13 protein-coding genes are annotated in these 23,192 nt (G+C 52.9%); 8 read left to right on the forward strand and 5 right to left on the reverse strand.

Features of this window, described 5'->3' with window-relative positions; genetic code table 11:
• The first annotated feature begins 60 nt into the window (after positions 1-60).
• The 3 genes from ADN00_RS08470 to gyrA all read left to right on the forward strand — a co-directional run bounded on the left by ADN00_RS08470 (position 61) and on the right by gyrA (position 10,697).
• A complete protein-coding gene (locus ADN00_RS08470) occupies positions 61-3,357 on the forward strand; it encodes an ATP-binding protein (protein WP_075062534.1) in 3,297 nt (1,098 codons plus the stop codon).
• Between the two features lie 187 nt (positions 3,358-3,544).
• Positions 3,545-7,789, forward strand: a complete 4,245-nt coding sequence (gene rpoC / locus ADN00_RS08475) for a DNA-directed RNA polymerase subunit beta' (RefSeq protein WP_075062535.1) — start codon at positions 3,545-3,547, stop codon at positions 7,787-7,789.
• Positions 7,790-7,916: 127 nt separating this feature from the next.
• The gene (gyrA, locus tag ADN00_RS08480) at positions 7,917-10,697 is read left to right on the forward strand and encodes a DNA topoisomerase (ATP-hydrolyzing) subunit A (protein ID WP_075062536.1); all 2,781 of its coding nucleotides are present in this window, start codon (positions 7,917-7,919) and stop codon (positions 10,695-10,697) included.
• 57 nt (positions 10,698-10,754) lie between these two features.
• On the opposite strand, the gene ADN00_RS08485 is transcribed toward gyrA, so the two are convergent.
• From ADN00_RS08485 to ADN00_RS08510, 5 genes are read right to left on the reverse strand one after another with little or no spacing between them, the layout of a single operon-like run.
• Complete coding sequence (locus tag ADN00_RS08485; RefSeq protein ID WP_075062537.1) at positions 10,755-11,861, reverse strand: nuclear transport factor 2 family protein; 1,107 nt, start codon at positions 11,859-11,861, stop codon at positions 10,755-10,757.
• 13 nt (positions 11,862-11,874) lie between these two features.
• Positions 11,875-12,471 carry an HDIG domain-containing metalloprotein gene (locus ADN00_RS08490; RefSeq protein WP_075062538.1) on the reverse strand — a complete coding sequence of 199 codons (597 nt, stop codon included), beginning with the start codon at positions 12,469-12,471 and terminating at the stop codon, positions 11,875-11,877.
• A 52-nt stretch (positions 12,472-12,523) separates the two neighbouring features.
• A complete protein-coding gene (locus tag ADN00_RS08495) occupies positions 12,524-13,165 on the reverse strand; it encodes a SanA/YdcF family protein (protein WP_152966297.1) in 642 nt (213 codons plus the stop codon).
• A 45-nt stretch (positions 13,166-13,210) separates the two neighbouring features.
• Positions 13,211-14,290, reverse strand: coding sequence for a phosphate/phosphite/phosphonate ABC transporter substrate-binding protein (locus ADN00_RS08500; RefSeq protein WP_152966298.1), 1,080 nt, complete (start codon positions 14,288-14,290; stop codon positions 13,211-13,213).
• A gap of 35 nt (positions 14,291-14,325) precedes the next feature.
• Positions 14,326-15,171: a lipoate--protein ligase family protein gene (locus ADN00_RS08510; protein WP_075062541.1), complete on the reverse strand. Its 846-nt coding sequence runs from the start codon at positions 15,169-15,171 to the stop codon at positions 14,326-14,328.
• Positions 15,172-15,428: 257 nt separating this feature from the next.
• Here ADN00_RS08510 and ADN00_RS08515 point away from each other — a divergent pair, with 257 nt between their 5' ends.
• The 5 genes from ADN00_RS08515 (at position 15,429) to ADN00_RS08535 (ending at position 23,125) form a co-directional block, all read left to right on the forward strand.
• Positions 15,429-16,544 carry an ROK family protein gene (locus tag ADN00_RS08515; protein ID WP_160317493.1) on the forward strand — a complete coding sequence of 372 codons (1,116 nt, stop codon included), beginning with the start codon at positions 15,429-15,431 and terminating at the stop codon, positions 16,542-16,544.
• 104 nt (positions 16,545-16,648) lie between these two features.
• On the forward strand, positions 16,649-17,959 hold the full coding sequence (locus ADN00_RS08520) for an extracellular solute-binding protein (RefSeq protein WP_075062543.1): 1,311 nt from the start codon (positions 16,649-16,651) through the stop codon (positions 17,957-17,959).
• 91 nt (positions 17,960-18,050) lie between these two features.
• Entirely contained in the window at positions 18,051-19,052 is a 1,002-nt protein-coding gene (locus tag ADN00_RS08525) for a carbohydrate ABC transporter permease (RefSeq protein ID WP_075062544.1), read from the forward strand.
• Positions 19,052-19,939, forward strand: coding sequence for a sugar ABC transporter permease (locus tag ADN00_RS08530; protein ID WP_075062545.1), 888 nt, complete (start codon positions 19,052-19,054; stop codon positions 19,937-19,939). Before ADN00_RS08525 ends, ADN00_RS08530 begins: the two co-directional genes overlap by 1 nt.
• A 252-nt stretch (positions 19,940-20,191) precedes the next feature.
• Positions 20,192-23,125 carry a glucodextranase DOMON-like domain-containing protein gene (locus ADN00_RS08535; protein ID WP_075062546.1) on the forward strand — a complete coding sequence of 978 codons (2,934 nt, stop codon included), beginning with the start codon at positions 20,192-20,194 and terminating at the stop codon, positions 23,123-23,125.
• Positions 23,126-23,192: the final 67 nt, after the last annotated feature.

The following is a 23,192-nucleotide window of genomic DNA, read 5'->3' on the forward strand; positions in this document are numbered from 1 at the left end:
TAGGGTGATTCCGGTATTCTATTGAGGAGCCTTGATGCTATAATCTTTTTTAGATAACCTATGGAAATTGTCATTACTTTGCTTGGCCAGAAAACCTATTTTGAATTGCCTTATCAGCTTGTTGGCTGGGTGGGGTGGTTTTTGCTTTTGGCCGGGTTGACTTACGGGCTGGTGAAAACCTGGCAAAACCGGACTGAAACGGCGCAACCGAAAGTTGGGTTGATCATTCTGTTGATGGTTTTGGTTCCGCTTTGTTCGCTCTTTCTGGGAATCCGATTACCTGATGACCAAACGCTTCCAATTCCAATCACGCCGGTTGAATACTTCTCTCCGGCGTTAATGTTTTTCGCGGCGGTGCCATGGGTGTTGGCTGCCGGCCTGGTTGGCCCGATCGCGGGCACTCTGGTGGGGTTTGCCAGCGGGCTGGTGATGATGGTTTGGGAAACGCACAGCCTCTTTACCCCTCTGGAAACAGCCGCGCTGGCTTTTTTCTTCAGCCTGGTCATTCGACAACGGTTCCGCACTTCCTTCTATCGCCTGATGCGACATCCGGTATTGGGCGCGGCTTTAGTCAGCGTCGCGGCTGTTCCGTTTTTCTTACTTACCTCGTTTCTGGGCAGCAAGGGTGGGCTGGCATTAAGAATCGATTTCGCGGTAACTCATGTGTGGCCATTATTGATCTCGCAGGGGGGGCAGTTGTTGATTGCCAGCCTGATAGGGGAGGCCTTTCACCTGGCTCGTCTGAAAGGATGGGGCGGCCGGGGACCTTTCGTTCCTTCACCGGAGGAGACCAACTTACATTCGCGCTTCTTCGCGCGTTCGCTGCCCGTGATTGTCATTCTTGTGGTGGCTCTGTTGGTGGGTGATTGGGTGGTGGCCGGGCTTACGGCGCGGCAGCTCATCAATGACCAGCTGGCCAATTCAGCCCGAATTGCCGCAGAAAGCTTGCCTTACTTTCTCGAGTCTGGGCAAAATCTGATCACAAAACTTGCTGCCCCAGAATTGGCGGAACTGGAATCCGCGGATGTGCAAGTGACTTTTCAACAACGTTTGCAAGAGACGTTTTTCTTTACGCAGCTCTATTTGTTTGATGAGAACGGCGAGCCGGTTAGCGGCTATCCCATTAGCGATTACGGACAGTTGAGAATCAGCATGGAAGAGAACGCGGGTCTTCGTCTGTCGCTGAGAGGTGTGCCGGTGCAGATCTATACGGTGGCGCCACTGGAAGGGCAGAAAACCGCGCAGGTGTCGTTTATCGCCCGTATTACGGATGAAAAGAACCAACCCATGGGTGTTCTGTTGGGGCGAACTGATTTTAATAACAATCCCTTTACCCTGCCTTCGCTCAAGGCGTTAACCGAGATAAATGAAACCGGCGGGGAAGGCATTATTCTGGATGAGAACAATCGAATTTTATACCACCCGCTTTCCAGCCTGGTTATGACCAGTTACCTGGGAAAGACGGCGGTTGAACCTCAGTCTTTTGATGATACATCTCCGACCGGGACCCGGCAATTGGTATATATACAGCCGCTGGTTGGGCAGCCGTGGACGGTGCTGGTGAAGGTTCCGGCAGAACAGGTCCAACGCCTGGCGCTTCAACTTTCCCTGCCGTTATTAGGAATTCTATTTCTGCTATTGGCTGTGCTGTTGATAACCCTGCAGTTAGGGATTAATTCGGTGGCCAAATCACTTCAGAGCCTGGCAAATGAGACGACCCTGATTGCCCAAGGACAGTTGGATAAACCCCTGAAACTAGACAGCGAGGATGAGATTGGTCGCCTGCAGCGCTCATTTGAGAAAATGCGGGTCAGCTTGAGGGCGCGCCTATTTGAGTTGAACCGGCTCTTGAAGGTAAGCCAGGAAGCCGGCTCCAGTCTGAAAATTGAGGACGCCATGCTGCCGGTATTGGAAGCGGCGGCGGTTTATGGCGCCTCTTCGGCGCGGGTGATTCTGGTAAAAGACACGGAAGATGAATCGCAGCACCAGGCATTATACACTCAAGGCATTGGCCGGTCGGCTGAAGATTTTGCCAGTTTGGACCGCCAGGTATTTGAGTTTATGCGCGAGCAATCATCACTTTCCATTCCCAATTCCAACCGCCTGCGCATATTGCGCTCGGTTGGGCAGCACATTCCAGGGGCGCTGGCTGCGGTGGCTTTGAAACATGAAAACCGCTATATTGGCGCGTTATGGATTGGCTACGAACAGCCAGAAAACATTACAGCGGAACAAATTCAATTCTTAAAAACCCTGGCCGGACAGGCCACTTTTGCTGCCATCAATGCCAGCCTTTACGCGAAAACCGACCTTGAAAGACGCCGGCTGGAGGCAGTGCTGGATTCAACCCCAGAGCCTGTGCTGATGTTTGATCGCAATTTATGCCTGGTTTTGAGTAATCCGGCGGCGATTAATGTCAAGGGCTTGTTGGCGGAAACCAACCCCGGCACGCCTTTATCCCAAGTGCTGCTTTCTACCACGCTGATCGACTTGATTCAAAACAGCGAAGCTGATAAATTCTTATCCCGAGAGATCGGCTTGGAGAATGGCCGGGTTTACCAAGCCAGTGTGTCGGGTGTAATCAATGACCAGCGACTGATGGGCAAGATTTGCATCCTTCAGGATATTACCCATTTCAAAGAGCTGGACACACTCAAGACCGAACTTGTGGCGACCGTCAGCCATGATCTGCGTTCTCCGCTGACCTTAATGCGCGGTTACGCGACCATGCTGCAAATGGTGGGTGAGCTGAATGACCAGCAGAAATCTTATGTGGCGAAAATCAACTCCAGCGTTGAGGGTATGTCGAAACTGGTCAGTAATTTGTTGGATTTGAGCCGTATTGAGGCAGGAATTAACCTGAAATTGTCGAAAGTTCCCGCTCAATTAATTATTGAAACGGTGATGGCGTCTCTTAAACCGCAGGCCGCCCAAAAGAAAATTGAATTTTCCAGTGAACACCCGGAAGGCGACCCCATTATGCTGGAAGTGGATTCGGATTTGCTGGTGCAGAGCTTATATAACCTGGTAGAAAATGCCATTAAATACACACCGATGAATGGCAAGGTCAACGTGGGATTGACTAAAGGGGGGAAAGGTGTGGTTTTTTCTGTGGCAGATACGGGCATCGGTATTGCGCCGCTTGACCTGCCGCATATGTTTGAGAAGTTCTACCGCAGTAACCGGCGCGAATCGTACCAGCAGCGTGGGAGCGGACTTGGCCTGGCAATTGTAAAATCGATTGCCGAGCGGCACGGGGGGCGGGTCTGGGTAGAGAGCTTCCTCGGCAAGGGGAGCACTTTCTACCTGGAAATTCCGTTGGCACAAGAGAAAGTTGCCGCATTAAGTGAAAACTGACTTTCCAATTGTTATTGAAATCTAAAAAATCCGTGTTATAATATCCATTTGCATGCGAATTCCGGTTTATCAACAATGGTTCTCGTTGAGCGTTTGAGAAGAGTATCTCATACGCTGATTTGAGTTATATTCACCCAGAACACAGTGATTTCAACGTGTTTTCTTTTACTTTTCAGGAGGCGCTTAGGTGGAAACTAAAGGTTTAGTGGCGTTGCGTATCAGCCTTGCATCCCCAGACACTATTAAGAGCTGGTCTTATGGCGAAGTATTAAAGCCCGAGACGATCAATTATCGAAGGTTACGGCCTGAAAAGGACGGTCTCTTTTGCGAGGCAATCTTTGGTCCCACTCGCGATTGGCAGTGTTATTGCGGAAAATACAAAAATCCGCGTTACAAGGGGATCGTCTGCGATAAATGCGGTGTGGAAGTAACCCGTTCGGCAGTTCGCCGCGAGCGCATGGGGCATATTGACCTGGCGACTCCGGTTGCGCATATCTGGTATACGCGCAGGATTCCTTCTTATTTGGGCCTGCTGCTGGATATTTCCCGCAGAAACCTCGACCGCGTGTTGTATTTTGCTCAATATGTTGTTACCTACGTCGATGAAGACGCCCGCCAGAAAGCCTTAAAACGCCTTGAAGATGACATCAGCGTCTCTGAGCGTGAAGTTGCGCAGAAAAGCAACTTGCTGATCCTGCAGATCAAAAAAGATCGCGATCAAAAGGTGGAAGAGATTCAGCGCCAAAAGCAAGACTTACAAGCTCGCGCTGATGAGCAGATTGCTTCTCAATTAGAGCCGGTGATGCAAGAAGGCCAGCGGCTGGAGCGCGAGCTGCAAGACTTGATGAATTCCAACGCACCCCGCCAGGTGGTTTTCAACGCGGCCAATGAAGTCATCGCTCAAAAAGGTGAAGCCATCACCAGCCAGACGTTGAGCCATGTGCAGCGGATTGTGAAACAGCGTCTGGAAGAACTTGAGCAAGAGTTCAAAAACCAACTCCAGCGCGATCTTGAGTCGCTGGAAATGAAAAAGGCGCAGCTCCGCGCTGAGGCTGACGAGCAAATGGAGCAGTTGCGCAACCAATTGGAAGATCAGACTTCTGCCTCGCAGAATCAGACTTCGCGCCTGCGCGATGAGCTGCATGATCTGCGCGTGTTTACCTTCTTGAGCGAAACCCGCTACCGCGAGCTGAAGCAACGCTGGGGACAGGTCTTCCGCGCCGATATGGGTGCCGAGGCCTTCTACGATATTCTGCGCCGATTGGATTTGGACAAACTCTCTGAAGAGCTTTGGAATGAGGTTCGCACCACCAAGAGCAAGCAGAAACGCAAGAAAGCCACCACGCGCTTGAAAGTGTTGGAGGCTTTCCGCCGCTCGGCCAACCGCCCCGAATGGATGATTTTGACTGTTTTGCCGGTCATCCCGCCAGATTTGCGGCCGATGGTCCAGCTGGACGGTGGACGCTTTGCCACTTCCGATTTGAACGATCTTTACCGCCGCGTGATCAACCGCAATAATCGTCTCAAACGCCTGTTGGAACTAGGCGCGCCGGACGTGATTGTGCGTAACGAGAAACGCATGTTGCAAGAGGCGGTAGACTCTTTGATTGACAATTCTCAACGCGGAAAAGCGCTCTCACGCCGTGGCCGCCGCGAGCTGAAATCTTTGAGCGACATGCTGAAGGGTAAGAAAGGCCGCTTCCGCCGCAACCTGCTGGGTAAGCGCGTGGACTATTCCGGCCGCTCGGTGATTGTTGTTGGACCGCAATTGAAGCTTTACCAGTGCGGTCTGCCCAAGACCATGGCGCTGGAGCTGTACCGCCCGTTTGTGATTGCCCGCCTAGTGGAACACAATTACGCTGCCAATGTTAAAGGTGCGCGGCGCTTCATTGAGCGCAATCGCCCTGAGGTTTGGGAAGTTTTGGAAGAAGTAATCCAAGACCGCCCGGTTTTGCTGAACCGCGCACCAACTCTGCACCGCCTGGGTATTCAGGCCTTTGAGCCGGTATTAATCGAAGGAAGCGCCATTCAATTACATCCGCTGGTAACGACTGCTTTTAACGCCGACTTTGACGGCGACCAGATGGCTGTTCACGTGCCGCTCTCAGAGAAGGCCGTGTTTGAAGCACGCAACTTGATGCTGGCATCCAAAAACCTCTTGAAACCGGCGGATGGCGAACCGATTATCAGCCCATCCAAAGACATGGTGTTGGGTGTGTACTATCTGACCATGATGAATGACCGCCCGCATAAGGGTGATGGGCGCGTCTTTGCGGATATGGATGAGGTAGAGCTTGCCTACAACCTGGGCCAGCTGGATATTCATGCCCGCATCAAATTATTCGCCGAAACCTGGTATGCCGAAGATAACACCCGGTTAAGCGAACCGAAAACTGGATTGATTGATACGACTGTAGGGCGGGTCATTTTCAACCGCATTTTGCCGGAAAATGTGCAATTCATGAATGAAGTGCTGGACAAAGGCGGCGTGAAAGACCTGATCGCCGAAGTCTATGAGATTTGCGGCCCTGAAGTAACGACCGAAGTATCTGACTCGGTGAAGGATATTGGCTTCGAGTACGCGATGAAATCGGGCGCGACCATCGCGGTGGCCGACATCACCATTCCAGAAGAAAAAACCGAGATCATTGCCAACTCGACGCGTGAAGTTGAGTCCGTTACTCGTGATTGGCGCCGTGGCTTGCTGACAGAGCAAGAGCGCGATGACCGGGTGATTGAAATCTGGCAGCGCACTACCAAAGAGGTGGGTAATAAAGTGCGGGAGCGCATGGACCCCAACGGCAACCTGGCAACGATGGCCAATTCCGGCGCGACGAAAGGCGGCTTTGGCCCCATTTCACAGCTGGCTGGTATGCGCGGTTTGATGGCCGACCCAGCTGGGCGTATCATCAGTCTGCCGATTCAGTCGAACTTCCGCGAAGGCTTGAACGCGTTGGAATACTTCATTTCCACGCACGGCGCGCGCAAAGGTCTGGCTGACACCGCGCTGCGCACGGCGAACGCCGGTTATCTGACCCGCCGTCTGGTTGACATTGCTCAGGATGTGATTGTCAACGAAGACGACTGTGGCACCGAAGAAGGTATCTGGATCCACCGTGAGGATACTCGCTTTGGCCGCCAGGCGATGAAGACCCGCCTCCTCGGTCGCTATCCGGCGGCGCGGGTGATTGACCCGGATACGGGTGAAGTGCTGGCTGACACCGATGATTTGTTGGATATCAGCCTGGTACGCAAGATCATGGACTCATCGATTGACGCGGTGAAGGTGCGTTCGCCCCTGACTTGTGAATCTACGCACGGCATCTGCGCGAAATGCTATGGCGCAGACCTGGGCCGCGGCAAGAAAGTGGATTTTGGTTCAGCAGTGGGTGTGGTTGCCGCCCAGTCTATTGGCGAGCCAGGCACGCAGCTCACACTTCGCACATTCCATACCGGTGGTGTGGCAGCCGGCGGCGACATTACCACAGGTCTGCCCCGCGTTGAAGAGTTGTTTGAAGCCCGCCGCCAACCGAAGGGTGAAGCTGTGATCACCAGTATCGCTGGCGTGGCCAAGATTATCCAATCGGACCGCTACTCTGACCAGCGTGTGGTTCGCGTGGACTACAGTGAAATGATCCCGGATGAGTACGAGATCCCTGAGGGATGGGATGTGGTCGTCAAAGACGGCGGAGAAATCTCGATGGGTGAACCCATTGCCACGCAAGGTGAAGCCAACATTGTGGCCCAACATGCTGGGCGTGTGCGTGTGGAAGACTCAAAGGTAATCGTGTCTTACGAATATCGCGAATCGCAGGAATATGAAATTCCTTCCACTGCGCGCTTGTTGATCAAAGACAACCAGAACGTTGAAGCGGGCGAGCAGTTAACCGAAGGTTCGCTGAATCCGCATACCATCCTGAAGATCCGCGGGCGTGAAGACTGTGAGATGTACCTGCTGTCTGAGATTCAGAAAGTTTATCGCGCTCAGGGTCAAAATATTCACGATAAGCACTTTGAAGTGATCATTCGTAAAATGCTGAGCAAGGCACAGGTGCTGCGCCCGGGTGACACGAATTATCTGCCGATGGACCTGATTGACCGGCTGGTGCTGAAGCGCGAAAATGAAAGGCTGAAAGCAGAAGGAAAACAGCCTGCCAAGTATGTGGAAATTCTGCTGGGTGTAACGAAAGCCTCTTTGAGCACCGATTCTTTCCTCTCGGCTTCATCTTTCCAGCACACCATCAAAGTACTGGCTGGCGCGGCGATTGCTTCTACGGAAGACCCGCTGTTTGGCCTGAAGGAAAACGTGATTATCGGTAAACTCATCCCAGCTGGTACGGGGTTTGTGCCGGGCCGCTTTGAAAAGCTGGCCGAAGTGATGGCGCAAGCCGAGGCAATGGAATCCGGCGACGCTGCGGAAGTGGAAGAGTAAACCCTCTCCCACGGTAGGAACAATCATCCCCGAGGGACTACCCTTCGGGGATTTTTTATTGGGTTGACGCGTTAGAAAAACCTTCGTAAGATTGAAGAAGGTTAACCAGAAAAAATGGGAGCACAAGATGGAAATTGGCCTGATCCGTAAGGTTGACATTGATGAAGAGATGCAGCAGTCCTATATGGATTATGCGATGAGTGTGATCGTGGCTCGCGCGCTGCCCGACGCGAGAGATGGCTTGAAACCAGTTCAGCGCCGAATTCTGTATGCCATGTACGATATGGGACTGCGCCCGAACAGCGCCTTCAAAAAATCCGCGCGCATTGTGGGTGAAGTCTTGGGTAAATACCATCCTCACGGCGATATGGCGGTATATGAAGCCATGGCGCGGCTGGCGCAAGATTTCACCATTCGCTATCCGTTGGTGGATGGGCAGGGTAACTTTGGCAGCATTGATGGCGACCCGCCCGCTGCCATGCGCTATACGGAAGCGCGCCTGCAAAACTTCGCGATGGAGATCTTAGGGCAGATTGACCGCGACACGGTGAACTTTATTGGTAATTTTGATGACACACTTAATGAGCCGGTGGTTTTACCGGCGGCTGTGCCCAATTTATTGGTGAACGGCTCGAGCGGAATTGCGGTTGGGATGGCAACCAATATCCCGCCACATAATTTGGGCGAAGTAGTCGACGCGCTTGTGTATCTGCTGCGGGGGTGGAACCGGCTGGATGATATCGATATTACCGATTTAATGCAGTATGTCAAAGGTCCCGATTTTCCCACGGGCGGGATAATCCTGCAAGGTGGTGGGCAAAATGACCTTCTGTCGGCATACGCAACTGGCAAAGGCAAAGTAACAGTGCGCGGGCGTGTGCATGCAGAGGATATGGGCCGCGGCCGCAGCCGGATCATCATCAGCGAGCTGCCCTATAACACCAATAAAACCAATTTAATCGAGCGGATCGCGGAATTGGCCCGTGAAGGCGGTATTGAAGGAATCGCGGATTTGCGCGACGAGTCTGACCGGCAGGGTATGCGAATTGTGCTGGAGTTGTCTAAAACGGCCGATACGGATGATGTGCTGCGCAAGCTTTACCAGCGAACACCGCTTCAGAACACTTTTGGCATTCATTTGCTTGCGTTGGTGGATGAGCAGCCGCGTTTGCTGACGTTGAAACAGGCTTTGATGGTTTATTTAGACCACCGTCTGGAAGTAACGCGCCGGCGCTCTGAGTTTGACCTGAAGAAAGCAAAGAGCCGCGCGCATATTTTGGAAGGCTTGCTGACGGCGATCAATCACCTGGATGAGGTTATTCAGATCATTCGCAAATCACCAGATACAGAGACGGCTCACGAGCGGCTCAAAAAGCAGTTCAAACTTAGCGATGAGCAAACCCAAGCCATTTTGGATATGCCTCTGAAACGGCTGGCTGCGCTGGAGCGAAAGAAAATTGAGCAGGAGTATAAAGACCTGCAAAAATTGATCAAAGAACTGGAACTGCTCCTGCGCTCGCCGCAGAAAATGCGTGATCTGGTGGAAAAGGAACTGCTGGAGATGCGCGAGAAATACGATGACCGCCGGCGGACGCAAATCGTCTCGCTGCGTGAAGGTGAATCGATGCGGGAACTGCTGACGGTTACCGATTTGACCCCGCCGCGAGAGGTTTGGGTGGGGGTAACCCCAGATGGGAAAATATCTCGCACACAGAATGAGAATTTGAGCCGGGTGAGCGGCCGCGACGCGCCACAGTGGGTGGTCAAAACCACAACACACGATACGCTTTATCTGGTTTGCGAAGATGGGCTGGCTGCTGCGGTTTCTGTGGATGCGCTCCCCGAAACGGAAAAATTCACCGATGGGCAGCCTCTTCATAAAGTGTCCGGCTTATCCACAGATACGCGCATAGCCTGCATATTCAATGTTCCTCAGCGCAGCGAGGCGATCAACGCTCATTATGTGGTTACGGTCAGTGAGATGGGAATGGTGAAAAAATCCTTTGTCGCTGATCTGCCCGGCCCTTCCACGCAAGCATTCGCCCTGGCCAGGGTGAACGATGATGACACATTGCGCTGGGCATTTCTCTCCAAAGGCGACCAGGACCTGTTTTTGCTTACCGCGCAAGGTATGGCCATTCGTTTTGCGGAGAAAGAAGTTCGCGCAATGGGCCTGATGGCCGCCGGCGTTAACGGTATGAAGTTGAAAGACGAAGATTTCCTGGTTGGCGCGTGCGCGCTGAATGCGGATGACGAGATTCTGGTCCTGGCGAACAGCGGTGTTGGGTGGCGCTATCCATTGAGCGAGTTTCCTGTTCAGGGCCGCTATGGGCAAGGGGTTATCGCTTGTAAGTTGACCAAAGGACAGGTCTTGATTGGGCTGCTGAAGGGGAAGACCACGCAGCAAGGCATGGCACATTTTGAGAAGGCGGCGTCGCGGTTAATTCGTGTCGACCAGGTGCCTTTGAATAAGCGCGGACGCAATGGTCAGGCGGCAGTTCCGGTTAAGGAAGGTGATGAAACCATTGGTGTGACGGAACTGGTGGACGCCTCAAAATATTGGGAGTTTGTGGAACGTGAGGAGATCCGACAGGAGGGAGAAGCGGATTTGGATGATTCCGGTGCGGTAAAGAAAATAGCGGCGAAGAAACCGGCAAAACCGCGCGCCGCGAAAAGTACCGCAACAGCAAAAAAGCCAGCGGCCCCACCAGAGAAGAAGGCATCCCGCAAGCCGGCTGCCAAACCCGCCGGGAAAGCGCCCGCGGATACAACGGCGAAGAAGCCGGCCGCAAAGAAGAGCGTGACCCAGCCGAAAACCAGCCACAGCAGTGAAACACCGAAAAAGGTAAAAGAAAACCAACCGGCCGGCGACACTGTGAAAAAACCACGCAAGCCTGCCGCCAAGTAAGCTGCACCCCGGAGCAGACTGGGATAAGGCCTTCCACCCAATAGGTGAGGCCTTTTCTTATTTTGGTTTGCGGATGGAATAATAGGAATAATGGTATGAGATGCGGTTTTGCAAAATCCCCAAGGTGTCGTTGCCGTCCATGATGCTTCCCTTGGCGCCTTGAGCGGACCAGGTAAAGGTGCGGTTAGTGTTGTTGCCGCTGGCGCCGGTCAGAGTGAATTTCCCGGATGGAAACTGGTCGACAAAGAAGGAGTGATACCAGCGCAAAATCCCTTCGTGCCCCTGAACGGTCTGATCCGGGCTGATGTGAACGGCATCCGGGTGGTAGAGATGATACAGGCGGGTGTAATCCTGCTGGTTGTATGCCTGGATCAACTGGGCTGGAAAGTCGATGGGTTGCAGCGAAGGCGACCAGGTGTAAGCAGAAAGGGTGTTCCAGAGCGGAGAGAGGATGGTGCGCGCATAATACCATTCAAAAAAGCAAACTCCGGCCAGATTCAATGCCTCGGCAGTCTCCATAAACTCGCTGATGTCAGCGGGAGTGGGTTCCCAACTGCCATATTTGTACATGGGGCCGATTGGGATGATCGGCCGGTAGGGCACCAAAGCTTGAAATTCGCGCAGCGTGCGGCGCAGTTGGGAGTCGGGGTTGTGGGCAGACTGCCAATAGACTTGCGGCATGTTCAGGTCGCATTTTTCCAGGAACTCCCGCCAGGGCAGTTGGGGGTGGTAGGACGGCCAGCGATAGGACGTGAGCGCGATGGGCGTGTTCGCCAGCGCCGGGCGCACCAGATCCATGAAGGTCTTGGCGGCTTGCTTTTTGCCGGTTTGTTTGTACTCGGCCTCGGCGTTGATCACATATCCGTCCAGTTCCAGCTCTCGCATGCGCTGAATGGCTGCCTGGGCTTCTGCCTGCGGGTTGTACCCATATACATAATGCCAGCCCCAAACCTGCAGTCCTTTGGCGCGTAAGGCTTCTACCAGCGCCGGCAGTTGATCGCGCGCTGGCGTGCCATCTATGTTGTATGGTTTTGGTCCATCGGCGATCTTCAGCAGAACACAGGATAAACCGGCTGCTTGAGCCGCGCTGGCGATGGCTTGCGGGTTGCCGCCTTCACAGCGCGAGACTTTCCAGATCATCATGCTTTTGCCTTGAAGAGTCATTGCATTCCTGCTTTCATTCAACTGAAGGGGTGGTCTCTCCGGCCAGGCCTAACTGGCTGGCAATCTCGCGCATGGCCAGAATGACATTATCAACATGCTGCCAAAGATCAATGCCTAGCTCTTGCGTGGCATGCTCAATTTCGTCGCGGTTTGCGCCTGCCGCAAACGCTTTGTCTTTCCATTTCTTTTTTACCGACTTGCTAGTCAGGTCCATCAGTGAGCGGGAAGGCCGCACCAGAGCGACAGCAGTGATCAGCCCGGTGATTTCATCGCAGGCAAAAAGGGCTTTTTGCAAAGTTGTTTCGCGCGCTACTCCAGATGAATCAACATGGCTGAGGATGGCTTGAACAATTACCTCTGGCACGCCGCGCTCACGTAAAATGGGCGCGCCGGCCACGCCATGCTGGTCGAGGGTGGGATATTTCTCCCAGTCAAAGTCATGCAGAAGTCCGGTTATCCCCCAAAGGTCTTCATCTTCGTGAAAATATCGCGCGTAAAAGCGCATGGCTGCTTCCACGGAAAGCATGTGGTTGATTAGGTTGTGGCTTTGAATATACTCTTGGACGATTTGTAAAGCTGCGTCGCGTGTGTAAACTGGGTTTGGCTGCATTCTCTACCTCATTGACTTTTAGTGCATTAATGCAATTAACATGCCGTGCTGGTTAATCACTAATCTTTTCCTGCGGGCCTAATACAGGGATGGGTTTGCGAATCCAGACATCGAAAATGGCGGTTGCTGTTGCTGGAATTTCGCGGATAGACCAGATGGCGCGTGAAGTGCGCGAATAATTGCGCAGGTCCGAGGCGTAGCCGGTTGATTGAATCCCCATGTTTTTGCATAGGTACAGAGCCCTGGGCAGGTGGAATTGCTGGGTTACCAGGATGGCGTTCTTGACCCCGAAGATATGCCGGGCGCGGTAACAGGTATCGTAAGTACGGCGGCCGGCAAAATCCTGCACAATGTCTTCGGGCGGAACGCCCAATTGGATGGCGTATTCCCACATGGCTTGCGGCTCATTGTAATTTTCAAAGCGGTTATCCCCGCTCATTAACAATTTTTGTACTTTGCCTTCAAAATATAAATCTGCAGCGGCCTTTACGCGGTCCCTGAGCACGGGGGTGGGCAGTCCATCTCGCGTCAGGCCTGCTCCAAAAACGATGGCTACAGGAGCGGGTGAGAGGTTGGATGTCTGACTCTTAATGGATGCGCTGGTCGCGGCAATCACAATCAGGCGGGTGACGCCAAAAAGAGCTGCCACAGAGATTACGAGTAGAACACCGATTTTTACAATATTCCAGAGCATTTTTTTCACCATGCAGACCATTTTAACATTGAAAGCGGACGGATGCTATCCACCGATGAAACTCGCGATGTCATCTCCAAGAATTTCAAGCAGCTCTGTTAAAGGTTGGTAGAGGTCATCTTCCACCCATTTGAGATCTTGAACATTGTATTGCAGCGTGTTTGTGAGGGTTTGCTGGCCTTCGGGGCTTGAGATGAAATTGAACAGCGCCACATTGATCATGGATCGTAGGTCATCCTGAATATAGGGATGGTACGACAGGTTGAGATTGGGGATGATGGGGTCGCTTCTCCAGATGATCGGTATTTCTTCCAGAATGTCGGGATGTTCAGCCAGCAGGTCTGGCGCGGTACGCGGGTCGCCGGAGATGGAAAACGTGGCGCCAAAATCGCAGATTCCACCTGCGTAAAGGGCGCGAATCACGGCTGAATGACTTTGCAGCATGGCGCCAGGCTGAACCGGGATGGAGTTTTGCTCCAGGATCGCCGCGGGAACCACATAGCCTGAAGCCGAGGTGCGGCTGACCCAGCAAGGTGTTTTCCCTTGAAACTGCCGCAAGGCGGTTGCCGCGTTGGCTGTGTTGATATTCTTCTCAGCGTTGAAGCTGACCTGGACCCCGGACGATTTTGGGGCCAGGAATTGGACACCGATGGCATACGTACCGTAGTTATTAACCAGCAAGTTGACTTCGGCTAACTCTTCTTGTTGCGCATAGACGTAGGTGAGGGGCGGCAGCCAGGCAGCATGCAAACTGTAATCACCCAGGTCGTGGAGAAGGTCTTCGTAGCGCTCGTAATATTCCACCTGGAATGCCAGACCAGTTTGCTCAAAGAGGTATTGTGAGAGAACGCCAGAGGCGGTTAATGCGTTTTGGTCGATTGGAGAAAGAACAACACCCATTTTGAATGGCATGTCTTCCGCGCCGGGCGGGCGGGGAGTGGGCGTTGATGTGGGGGTTGGTGTGGGGGAAGGCCAGGGGGTGCGCGTGGGTGTGCTGGTTGGCGCTTCCGTGGGCTGGCAGGTCGCCACGGGTGTTTCCTGCGGTGTACCGCAAGCGGATAGCAGCACCAGGAAAAGGGCGAAGATTAGCAAGAAAGAGGTTTTTTGAGTTCGTTTTTCAATCATTGGGCATGTTCAAATCGGTTGGTGGGGCAGCTTTTTTATACGCGGGCTGTCCATCGGTCAGATTGATATTTTGTGCGCGCTAATTCTTCGGCGCGGATTTCTTCACGTCTGGTAAGGGTTTGCGGAGGGGTAAAGTTCAGGTTTAGCGCAGAGGCGAAACCTTCTACCAGGGCGGCTTGCACTGCCGTCAGGTCGGGCGCTTTTCCAAGGATCGATTCCAGGTTGGCCGCATGCCGGCGCAATTGCTCTTGAGCAGTGGATAGGTTCTGAACGCGGGATAGGCAAAATAATACGCGGGTTATCTCGCCAAAAATGGGGATTGAGCCGTGCTGGAGAACGCCGTCTGCGCGGCGCGCTTGCGCACTGCCGACCAGTTTATACCCCTTGACCGTGATCTCATAATTGGATGGGTTTTGAAAACAAGCCGGGTCTCTCGAATTTTCCTGCTCTTGTACGTAAACTGAATCGGCGGTGGGTTGTAGTCCCAGTATCCGCAGGGCGGCTAGCAAACCCAACGAGAGATTGCGATAAGCGGTTAACACGCTGCCTTTAACACGCGGTTCATCCAGGGGCGCGATCACCGCGTAGGTCAATTCGTCGATGTGCAGCACTGCCTGCCCACCGGTTGGGCGGCGCACCAGATGCCAACCATGCTGTTGAAGTGCCTGTTGGTTGGCGTGAGACACAGGCTGCGAAAATCCGAGCGAAAGGCAGCCAGGCTGCCAGGTATAGAGTCGTAAAGTCGGAAGACTGAGGCCCGCTCCGACATGATCGAGAATGGCTTCATCCACGGCCATGTTCCATGCGCCGGCAGCCGGGGGAGATAGGATCAGCCTCCATTGAGACGCAGACCAGGTCAGGGTTGAATTGTTTCCATCCATCATGCCTCTCATTATACATGCAAGCAGACGGTGCTGCGTGCAAGGCGACGAATTTATTTGAAATCTTTAACAATCCCTTTGTGTTAAATAGATTGACAAAAGAAAAACAATAGTTAAAATAAGGTTATGTTTTTGGTCAAAAAGTAGATGTTATTGGCAAAATATTCATGATTCCGAACATAAATGTTAAAAACATTAACAAGCATTTGGCTTTAGACCTGATCCGCTTCTCTATGGGGGGGATTGCGAGGGTGGATTTGGCAAGAGAATTAAACCTGACCCGCGCCGCTGTAACATCCATTATTCAAGATTTATCCAAAGCGGGGTTGGTGCGAGAAGTTGGCTCACAACCAAGCGGACGCAAGCCGGTTGTTTTAGAAATCAATCCGAATTTTGGCAAAGTGATTGGAATTGACCTGGGCGCGACGCACATGACTCTGATTGTGGCAAATTATGCTGGTCAGGTGATCCGCGAGGTAGAAACACCGCTGGAAATCAATGACGGGCCGCAGGTTTGTCTAACGCATGTTATTCGCCAGGTTCGTCAAACGCTACACGATCTGGGTGTTCCGCTTTCAGAAGTGAAAGCCGTTGGCATGGGCGTGCCTGGACCGGTGGTCAGCGAAAAAGGTATGGTCAGTTCACCTCCCATTATGCCGAACTGGGATCATTTTCCGATTCGTGATTATATGGCAGAACAGTTGGGAGTTCCGGTAACATTAGGGAATGACGCGGAATTAGGCGCGTTAGGTGAATGGGCATACGGAGCGGGCCGCGGCGAAAAAGTGCTGGCTTATATTAAAGTTGGAACCGGTATTGGGGCTGGTTTATTGATTGACGGAAAAATATTCCACGGCGCAACCGGCACGGCTGGGGAGATAGGTCACATTGTGATTGATCGCAAGGGGCCCAAATGCACCTGTGGAAATTATGGCTGCCTGGAAGCGTTTGCCGGTGGCAGGGCGATTGCCCGGCGGGCGCAGGATTTTGTGCGCAAGAACCAGCGCTCGCGCCTGGCAGAAATTCAACCGGTTGAGGCTATTCGCGCTAAAGATGTGATCGCTGCCGCACGGAGGGGGGACTTGCCTGCCCAGCAGATTATTAAAGAGGTAGGGTATGCGGTGGGAAGCGCGTTATCCAGTCTGGTTAATTTGTTCAATCCTTCCATGATCGTGGTGGGTGGGCAGGTCTCTCAGTGTGGAGATTTGTTCCTTGAGCCGATGCGCAAGGCGGTGGACGAAAAAAGTCTGCGGGTGGCTGCCGACCATGTATGTATCGCAGCCGCCTATTTGGGCCGCCGCTCCAGCGGGATTGGGGCTGTTGTTGAAGCTTTGACTATTGCGCTCCACCAATTTGCAGATGATAATGAATAAATAAGGAGGTGAGGTCAACCATTTTCTTTGCTGAATCGGTTAGGAAAGGCCAGTGTTTCTGGCAAAAAGTTGATCGTGTTTCTTAAACTACAAGGAGATAAGAGATGTCCAAAAAGTTTCTTACTTTGATCAGCATACTGATGATTGCCGTTTTTGTGTTGGCGGCTTGCGCGCCTGCCGCTGCCACGGAAGCCCCGGCTGAAGAAGCCCCCGCTGCCGAGCAGCCAACCGCTGCGCCAGCAGCCGAAGAGCCAACCACCGCGCCTGCGGCTGAAGAGCCGGCTGCAGAAGCAGTGAAAATTGTGCTGTGGACCAAAGAAGGCGAAGCAGATGGCGGCTTCCAGTGGGTGAAGAGCCTGACCGATGCCTATACCGCCATGCACCCCAACGTAACCTTTGAGGTCGTCAACAAGGAAGTTGAGACACTGCGCGAAGATTTCCAGACCTCGAGCCTGGCAGGCGACCCGCCTGAATTGCTGTGGACTGTGAACGACCACGCCGGTCCGTTCACCGCGGCTGGCCTGATTATGCCGGTGGATGACCTGTTTGACATGAGCCAGTATGTGGACAGCGTTGTGATGGATGGCAAGACCTATGCCGTTCCGATTTCCAGCGGCAATCACCTGATGTTGCTTTACAATAAAGACCTGATCGCTGAACCCCCGGCGGACACGGACGCTTTAATTGCAGCCGCGGCTAATTTCACCGGCGATGTGAAGGCGCTTGTTTACAACCAGACCGAGCCCTTCTGGCTTGTGCCGTGGCTGGGTGGTTTTGGCGGCTCTGTGTTCGCTGAAGACGGCGTTACCCCCACTTTGAACACCCCCGAAATGGTCAGCACCCTGCAGTGGATGCTGGATATGAAGACGACCTACGGGATTGTGCCATCAGAAAGCGATTATGATGGCTCAGACACTCTGTTCAAAGAGGGCAAGGCGGCCATGATCATCAATGGTGACTGGTCGCTGGGTGGTTACTCGGAAGCCCTGGGCGACAAATTGGGCGTGGCCCCCATTCCCCAGGTGGTTGGCGCTGGTTGGCCGGCTCCCTACACCTCGGGCACCTACTTCATGATGCCCACCGACCTGGAAGGCGCGACTCTGGATGCCGTGGTTGACTTCGTCAAATTTGTGACCAACGAAGAGAACCAACTGGCTCAACTGGAGACTCTGAACCGCTTGCCGGCGCTGCGCAGCGTTTTGGAAAATCCGATGATTGCCGAAGATCCGATTTTGGCTGGTTCGGCTAAGCAGATGAGCTACGGCACCCCGATGCCTTCTGCGCTGGAAATGCGCTGCAACTGGGATGCTATGAAACCCGAGATGTTGGCCGTTTTGTCTGGAACGAAGGCCCCAGAACAGGCTGCCGCGGATATGCAAACCGCTGCTGAGACCTGCGTTTCCCAACTTGAGTAATTGATCACAACCTCACGAACCAGGGGGATTTTCCCCCTGGTTCTCCTTTCTTTTGTGCCGAGTATAAGTTCCATATTAGGAGGGCAGGCAAATGATTGAAGGAGGGGTTGTTCTTAAGAGCCTCGGAGAAGTCGGGACGACAGTGCTTTATGTGCTGATCGGAACGGTGATCTTGGAGGCCATTCTTTATCTTGTTTTGATGCGCTGGCTGAAATATCACTACGCGCTGCCTTTTATGCTGCTGGCCCCTGCCATTGTGGGGCTGTTGGTTCTGGTTGTTTACCCTTTAATTTGGGAATTAAACCTGTCTTTTGGCAATATGAGCCTGCGCAGGTTTAAGAACTGGGAATATGTCGGTTTTACCAATTACGTCAGAGTGTTCACCGAACCGGTGTTGAAACAACGCACCTTATGGCCGCTGTTAGGGCAGACTGTTCTATGGACTTTGATCAACGTTGTCTTCCATGTGGTTGGCGGCATGATCCTGGCTCTTTTGTTGAACCGTGAAATGAAAGGCCGCGGCCTTTATCGCATGATCATTATCATTCCTTGGGCTATTCCGCAGATTATCGCGGTTCTTGCCTGGCGCGGCGAGTTTAACTTTGAATATGGATTCCTGAATGTTATTCTAACCCGAATGGGGTTGGCCCCCATCCAATGGTTGACAACCCCCGGACCGAACTTTGCGGCCATGTGTATCACAAACATCTGGCTGGGCATTCCCTTTATGATGGTGATTCTCTTAGGAGGCTTGCAAAGCATTTCGGGTGATTTCTATGAGGCAGCAGAAATTGATGGGGCAAACGGCTGGCAACAGTTTTGGAATATCACCATTCCATTAATGCAGCCCGTAATGGCGCCAGCGATCATTTTGGGAACGGTTTGGACCTTTAATAACTTCAATGTTCCCTTTTTCATCAACCAATTTGAATTGGAGTCTTCGGATATTCTGGTTACCGCGCTGTTTCGGGCGGCGTTCCAGTATAACCGCTACGGGTTCTCAGCAGCTTTTGCCTTTGTCATCTTCATTTTCTTGCTGGTCTATTCAATCTTCTACTTAAGGGTCACTGGCGCTTTGAAAGGAGTCCGATAATGAGTACGACAACGGTTCAACCCAAGCGTAAGAAATCCTTTTTTGAGGGTGGAAGAGAAGATAGCCCGTTCAAGCGTTTATTAATTCACATGGCGCTACTGGCGTACTGCGTTATCACCGTTTACCCCTTGCTGCGAATTTTCACCGTATCCATCCGTCCCGGCAACCGCTTGCTCTCCACTGATTTGGCCATCATTCCGGCTGACGCGACATTGGAGTCTTACCGCATTGTTTTGTTGGAAAAGCCATTACTGCAGTGGTTGTGGAACAGCCTGGCCATCACCGCTGCGACGGCGGTGATTGGCGTGATCCTGGCGGCGACCTCGGCGTACGCGTTTTCGCGCTTCAAATTCCCTGGCCGCTCGCTGGGATTGGTCTTTCTGCTCACGACTCAGATGATCCCTTCGGCCATGCTGATGGTGCCGATTTACATTCTGGCGATTCAGATGGACCTGGTTGGGACATACCGCGGATTGGTGGTGGCTTATTCGGTAACTTCCATTCCTTTCAGTATTTGGATTTTGAAAGGATATTACGATACCATCCCGATTGATCTGGAGGAGGCGGCGCGCATTGACGGCTGCACTGAGCTGGAAGCATTTTGGCGGATTCTGCTGCCGCTTTCTGCACCGGCGCTGGCGATTGTCTTTCTTTTCAACTTCACGCAGGCGTGGAACGATTATCTTCTGGCGCGCGTGATGTTGGGCGCGCAGGAGACGCTGCTCACCTGGCCGTTAGGGCTGCAGCGGTTGCAGGGTCAGTTCACCACGCTGTGGGGGCAGTTCTCGGCCGGCGCGATTTTGGTTACAATCCCGGTGATGGTGTTGTTCTTGTACACATCCAAGTACCTGATCTCCGGGCTGACGCTGGGCAGCGTAAAAGGATAGACCTTTCACCCTATTTATCATTCCCGCAAGCCCCGTTTGAGATCAAGCGGGGCTTGATTAACGAACCGCGAACTTTCGCTGATTGGAGGAAAGATGAATTTGGAAAAGAGATGGATGAACCTGATACTATTGGTTTTATTTGGATTTTCCGCCTGCACGCCAACACCGCCAGCAGCTCCCAGCGAAGTTCCAGCACCTACGGCAACCACACAGGCAGTGCCAACTGAATCCCCCACAGAGGATGTTTTATACGTGAACCTGGTGTGGCATCAGCATCAGCCGTTGTACTACAAGAACGCGGATGGCATCTATACCCGGCCGTGGGTACGCGTGCATGCCACTAAAGATTATTATGATATGGCAGCCCTAGTAAAAGACTATCCGAATGTGCATTTGACGATAAATCTGACACCGGTCCTGCTGCGGCAGCTGGAAGATTTTTCCCAGAATGGCGCTAAAGATTTGTATTGGGCCTATGCGGAGATTCCGGTAGAAGCGTTGACTATTGAACAGAAAACATTTCTCTTAACCCGCTTCTTTGACGCCAACCGGGACAATATTGTTGCCCGCTTCCCGCGATACCTGGCACTGCTCGAAAAAAGGGGCGGGGCCGACTCAGAATCGATTGCAAAAGCCTTGCAAAGTTTTACCGATCAAGATTTCCGCGATCTGCAAGTCTGGTTTAACCTGGCATGGTTTGACCCCATGTTTTTGGAAGAAGAGCCTTTGAAAACTTTGGTGACGAAAGGGGAGGGTTTTTCAGAGGAGGACAAGCAAATTGTGTTTGATGAGGCGCGAAAAATCATTCAAGAGATTTTGCCCCTGCATAAAGAAATGCAGGATAACGGCCAGATCCAAGTGATTACCACGCCGTACGCGCACCCCATCTTGCCGCTGATTTATAACTCAGACTTGGCCGCGGTTGGCAACCCGCAGGCAGATTTGCCCGCACGCTTTTCGTGGCCCAATGACGCTATCACCCATTTGCAGAAGAGCGTGGATATCTATCAAGTGAACTTTGGACAGCCGCCAGAGGGTTTATGGCCGGGAGAGGGCTCGGTTGCCCAAGAAATTATTCCTTTGGTCAGCAAGGCGGGGTATGCCTGGATGGCCACCGGCGAGCCGGTATTGGCGCAATCTCTGGGGATTGGGAGCTTCACTCGAAACAGTCAGGAGACGGTTCAGCAAGCCGATGATTTGTACCGGCCTTATTATGTAACGCAGGGCGACCATCGGGTGGCGGTGGTATTTCGGGACGGAACGCTTTCGGATAAGATTGGATTTGAATATTCTCAGCGGGATGCAGAAACAGCCGCCAGTGATTTAATGCAGCGCCTTGAGAATATCCGCTTGCGGTTGAAAGAAGAGGGTGCGCAAGGGCCGCACCTCGTCAGTATTATTCTGGATGGGGAGAATGCCTGGGAATATTACCCCAATGACGGCAAAGCGTTTTTGAATGCCATGTACCGTAATTTTTCAGAGAGCCAGACGGTGAAAACCATTACACCTACCGAGTATCTAGCTTTGTTCCCGGAGCAGCGCGAATTAGAGCAGCTTTTCCCGGGGGCGTGGTTCAGTCCCAATTACGATACCTGGATTGGAGAAGCGGAAGAGCGTACCGCCTGGGAATACCTGGGGAAAGTGCGCGAGCATCTGGCTAAGTACGATCTTACCCAGAAACGCACAACGACGCCAGAGAAATTGGCTCTGGCGCAAGACTTCATGTACCTGGCGGAAGGTTCGGACTGGTTCTGGTGGTACGGGTCGGATCAGGACTCCGGGCAGGATGAATACTTTGATTTGGGTTTCCGCGCTTTATTGAAAGGTGTCTACGAATCTCTGGGTGATGAACCGCCCGCCTTCCTGGACGTTCCGGTGATCCCGCTCCGGCCGGCTGCTCCAGAACAACCCATGGGAGAGCCTATGGCAGTTGTGGCTGATGGACTCATCGGTGAAGCCGAGTGGAGCAACGCCGCGGTTTACACAGACAGCCAGAGTAACCTTCTCAAAATTGGTCTGGATTCTCAGAATCTGCAGCTTGCTTTGCAGGTTTCAGATTTGGCAATCCTCAGCGGTGGGGTGGGGATATATCTTTCTACTCCAAAGGCAACCGTGCGTTATCCTTTCGCTTATCGCCCAGACAATGCGGCGGCAGATGACTTTGTGGGTCTTTCTGCTTCCCACCTCTTTTTCTGGAAAGATGCTAAGTTAAGCGCGTTTCTCGCCAGCGAGGATGGTTGGGTTGAAAACGGCACAGCCGGGGCAGGCTATTTGGGCGCAGATGGTCTGGAAATCCAAATTCCACTTTCGACGCTGGGAGAATCTCTGGAGGCGGGGGATGATGTGCGGCTGGTGGTTGTCGCGGGTGAAGGCGCGGCGGCTTTCCCGGCTGAAGGGCCAGCCCAGATCATTTTGCCTGAGCTGGGCGCGACTCAAGAAATTATGGCGGTTGAAGACCCTGCCGGTGATGATCACGGACCGGAAACTTACACTTATCCCACAGACGCGGTTTTTGTCCCCGGCACATTTGACATCGAGACGTTCAACGTGGGGTATGATGATAACTCCGTTGTGTTCACTTTTCGGATGGCCGCGCCGATTACCAATCCCTGGGGGTCGACAGCCAATTTGTCTCTGCAGACGTTTGATGTGTATGTCGATATAGATCCTGGCGCGGGCAGCGGCAGCCGCTTGCTGCTGGGTGGGCGCAACGCGGCTCTGCAGGCTGGCGATGGCTGGGACGTGGCCATTTGGGCGGAAGGGTGGTACCCGGAAATCTTCACAGCGGATGCCACCAGCGGAGAAATCAAATCTTTTAACCTGGATTACAAGATCATTGTCAGCCCGGAAAAGAACACCGTTAGCCTGCGCGTACCCAAAGAGGTCTTTGGGGATGGTGACCCGGCCGAATGGGGTTATGCAGCGATGGTATTAAGCCAGGACGGATTCCCATCAACGGGTGTGCTGCGGGTACGGGATGTGGCGGCGGAGAACTCACAATGGAAGTGGGGCGGCGCTCCTGAAGCGACCAACGCTACCCGAATTATTGATCTGGTCTGGCCAGCAGATGGTGCTCAAACGCAAGAAGAGATGCTTTCTGGATTTGCCGCATCTTCCCTGCCTATCGGCGACCTGGCAGCGGATGATTTGGCGCAGATTGAATTGTTGCGAGTCAATTCAGAGTGATCTGGTACGGTCCTTGCCCCACAGAAAGTGCAGGTAAAGACTGACATGGTAGAATTGGAGACCATAT

It is taken from the genome of Ornatilinea apprima (genome assembly GCF_001306115.1).
GTDB classification, from domain to species: domain Bacteria; phylum Chloroflexota; class Anaerolineae; order Anaerolineales; family Anaerolineaceae; genus Ornatilinea; species Ornatilinea apprima.